Annotated in this window: 2 protein-coding genes; both read left to right on the plus strand. The window is 49.9% G+C overall.

Annotated elements, in window-relative coordinates; translation table 11 throughout:
* The first annotated feature begins 118 nt into the window (after positions 1-118).
* Positions 119-1,786, plus strand: coding sequence for a glutamine--tRNA ligase (gene glnS / locus FDW94_RS03905; RefSeq protein ID WP_048226099.1), 1,668 nt, complete (start codon positions 119-121; stop codon positions 1,784-1,786).
* 436 nt (positions 1,787-2,222) lie between these two features.
* Positions 2,223-3,629: a chitoporin gene (gene chiP, locus FDW94_RS03915; protein WP_137377158.1), complete on the plus strand. Its 1,407-nt coding sequence runs from the start codon at positions 2,223-2,225 to the stop codon at positions 3,627-3,629.
* Positions 3,630-3,645: the final 16 nt, after the last annotated feature.

Consider the following 3,645-nt stretch of genomic DNA (forward strand, 5'->3'; position numbering starts at 1 on the left):
GCAAATGCCCTCATATATCCTGTTGAAACACCTTTTTTGTGCAACTAATAGTTGTCTCCTGACGTCGCTTATAAGATCATACTCCGTTATACGTTGTTTACGCTTTGAGGAATCCACGATGAGTGAGGCTGAAGCCCGCCCGAGTAACTTTATTCGTCAGATCATCGATGAAGATCTGGCCAGTGGTAAGCACACCACTATCCATACCCGTTTTCCGCCGGAGCCAAATGGCTATCTGCACATTGGCCACGCGAAATCCATTTGTCTGAACTTTGGCATTGCGCAAGATTACCAGGGCCAGTGCAACCTGCGTTTTGATGATACGAACCCGGTTAAAGAAGATATCGAGTACGTTGAGTCGATTAAAAACGACGTTGAATGGTTAGGTTTCCACTGGACTGGCGACATTCGCTACTCTTCGGATTACTTCGATCAGCTTCACGCCTATGCGGTAGAGCTTATTAATAAAGGCCTGGCGTACGTTGACGAACTGTCAGCGGACGAAATCCGTGAATACCGCGGCACGCTGACTCAGCCTGGCAAAAATAGCCCGTACCGCGATCGTAGCGTCGAAGAGAACCTGGCGCTGTTCGAAAAAATGCGTGCCGGTGGTTTTGAAGAAGGTAAAGCCTGCCTGCGTGCGAAAATCGACATGGCGTCGCCGTTTATCGTGATGCGCGATCCGGTGCTGTACCGTATTAAGTTCGCCGAACACCACCAGACCGGCAACAAGTGGTGCATCTACCCGATGTACGACTTTACCCACTGCATCAGCGATGCGCTGGAAGGCATTACGCATTCCCTGTGTACGCTGGAGTTCCAGGATAACCGTCGTCTGTACGACTGGGTGCTGGACAACATCACCATTCCGGTTCATCCGCGTCAGTACGAATTCTCGCGCCTGAATCTGGAATATACCGTGATGTCCAAGCGTAAGCTGAATCTGCTGGTGACCGACAAGCACGTTGAAGGCTGGGACGATCCGCGTATGCCGACGATTTCTGGCCTGCGTCGTCGCGGTTACACCGCTGCCGCGATCCGTGAGTTCTGCAAACGCATTGGCGTGACCAAGCAAGACAACACCATTGAGATCGCTTCTCTGGAATCCTGTATCCGCGAAGATCTGAACGAAAATGCCCCGCGCGCGATGGCGGTTATCGATCCGGTTAAACTGGTTATCGAAAACTATCCGCAGGGCGAAAGCGAATTGGTCACCATGCCTAACCATCCGAACAAACCGGAAATGGGCAGCCGCGAAGTGCCATTTAGCGGTGAAATTTGGATCGATCGCGCAGACTTCCGTGAAGAAGCGAACAAGCAGTACAAGCGTCTGGTGATGGGCAAAGAAGTACGTCTGCGCAATGCTTATGTGATCAAAGCCGAACGTGTTGAGAAAGATGCGGAAGGGAATATCACCACCATTTTCTGCACCTACGATGCCGACACCCTGAGCAAAGACCCGGCCGATGGTCGTAAAGTCAAAGGCGTTATTCACTGGGTGAGCGCATCCCATGCGCTGCCGATTGAAATCCGCTTGTACGATCGTCTGTTTAGCGTGCCAAATCCAGGCGCGGCGGAAGACTTCCTGTCCGTTATTAACCCGGAATCGCTGGTCATTAAGCAGGGTTACGGTGAGCCGTCGCTGAAGGCAGCGGTTGCAGGTAAAGCGTTCCAGTTTGAGCGTGAAGGTTACTTCTGCCTGGACAGTCGTTATGCAACGGCTGACAAGCTGGTGTTTAACCGTACCGTTGGTCTACGTGACACGTGGGCTAAAGCGGGCGAATAAGCCGCAACACATCCTCTCTAAACGCCGCTTCATGCGGCGTTTTTTTTCGCAAAAAAACCGTGTAACAGGCTCCGTTTGCGGAGCGAATTAATTGCATGCCTGTAATAATGGCTTAACTGAATGTTTTTGCGTTTAAATAACTTACCTCAATGTGAAATGGGCTGAAACCGATTTCATCTCCATGGAAAACAAGCGATTTTTTCATTTTTTCAACGCTTTTTTATCTTCCGATGAAAATGTAACAGAAAGCAATCAAATATGTGCGGTTGCTCATACTATTACATACTCGTTACAGAAAGAGATTGATAATTCGCGTCGCGAAAAATAGTCTATTCATTGTAGTCACTGAGGTTTTCTTAGCGCTACTTTTTTATTTTTTGTTTTTTCGCTGTCCGCTTTTGTCGGCAGCATTTTATACGTCAAAGAGGATTAACATATGCGTACGTTTAGTGGCAAACGTAGTACGCTGGCGCTGGCTATCGCCGGTATCACAGCAATGTCGGGTTTTGTTGTCGCTCCGCAGGCACACGCCGAAGGTTTCATTGATGACTCAACCTTAACCGGCAGCATCTATTACTGGCAGCGTGAGCGTGACCGTAAAGATGTGACCGATCATGACAAATACAAAACCAACCTTTCTCACTCCACCTGGAACGCTAACCTCGACTTCCAGTCCGGTTATGCGGCCGATATGTTTGGTATTGATATCGCAGCATTTACCGCTATTGAAATGAACGAAAGTAGCGAAAGCGGCCATCCAAACGAAATCGCATTCTCTTCCAAAAATAAAGGCTATGACGAGGATTACTCCGGCGATAAGAGCGGGATTAGCCTTTATAAAGCAGCAGCTAAATTTAAATACGGCCCAACCTGGGCGCGCGCCGGTTACATTCAACCAACCGGGCAGACTCTGCTGGCACCGCACTGGAGTTTTATGCCAGGTACCTATCAGGGTGCTGAAGCCGGTGCCAACTTCGATTACGGTGATGCTGGCGCACTGAGCTTCTCCTATATGTGGGCTAACGAATATAAAGCACCGTGGCACACCGAAGTCGATAAATTCTATCAGGCTGATAAAAAGACCAGCGTTGATTACCTGCACTCAATTGGCGCGAAATATGACTTCAAGAATAACCTCTTGCTGGAAGCGGCATTTGGTCAGTCTGAAGGTTATGTCGATCAGTACTTCGCAAAAGCCAGCTACAAATTCGATTTAGGCGGTAACCCATTTACCACCAGCTACCAGTTCTACGGTGCACGCGACAAGGTTGATGATCGTACCGTGAACGATATTTATGATGGCACTGCCTGGTTGCAGGCGTTGACCTTTGGCTACAAAGTGGCAGAAGTCGTTGACCTTCGTCTGGAAGGGACCTGGGTTAAAGCGGACGGCCAGCAGGGTTACTTCCTGCAGCGTATGACCCCAACCTACGCCTCTTCAAACGGTCGTCTGGATGTCTGGTGGGATAACCGTTCTGACTTCAACGCCAACGGTGAAAAGGCAGTCTTCTTCGGCGCAATGTATGACCTGAAGAACTGGAATCTGCCGGGCTGGGCGGTAGGCGCGTCCTACGTTTACGCATGGGATGCTAAGCCATCAACCTGGCAGCTCAACCCGGATGCGTACTACGACAAAAACCGGACTATCGAAGAATCTTCTTACAGCCTGGATGCGGTCTACACCCTGCAGGAAGGTCGTGCGAAGGGCACCATGTTTAAGCTGCACTTCACTCAGTACGACAACCATTCAGACATTCCGAGCTGGGGCGGTGGCTACGGCAACATATTCCAGGATGAGCGCGACGTGAAGTTCATCGTTATTGCTCCGTTCACCATCTTCTAATGCCAACAGCGGCAGG

This window comes from Citrobacter sp. wls757, assembly GCF_005280935.1.
In the GTDB taxonomy this organism is placed as follows: Bacteria; Pseudomonadota; Gammaproteobacteria; order Enterobacterales; family Enterobacteriaceae; genus Citrobacter; species Citrobacter portucalensis.